This window comes from Massilia glaciei, assembly GCF_003011895.2.
GTDB classification, from domain to species: Bacteria; Pseudomonadota; Gammaproteobacteria; order Burkholderiales; family Burkholderiaceae_D; genus Telluria_A; species Telluria_A glaciei.
This window is the reverse complement of record NZ_PXWF02000298.1, coordinates 1-201: the sequence shown is the minus strand read 5'-3', so window position 1 is coordinate 201 and position 201 is coordinate 1. Positions and strand designations below refer to the sequence as shown.

The following is a 201-nucleotide window of genomic DNA, read 5'->3' as shown; positions in this document are numbered from 1 at the left end:
GGGGTTTTCGTTCAGGCACTACATAAACAACGGCAAGGCATCGGCGCCGCTCCACTCCAACAATTTCAGGAATCTCCCGGCAGCGGTCCGCCCGGCGTCGCGGGCCGGGCGGCTGCCGTCCGTGCTGGTGGGCGGCGGCGCGCGGCAAGCGCGGCTGGCGGGAAAAGACCGGCCCGGCAGCCTGTCTAACTTAAAGAATCG

1 protein-coding gene is annotated in these 201 nt (G+C 67.2%); it reads left to right on the top strand.

The genetic code is table 11. The features are described from left to right. Positions 1-201, top strand: a 201-nt coding sequence (locus C7C56_RS29450) for a hypothetical protein (protein WP_219933212.1), incomplete at both ends; no start/stop codon positions are given.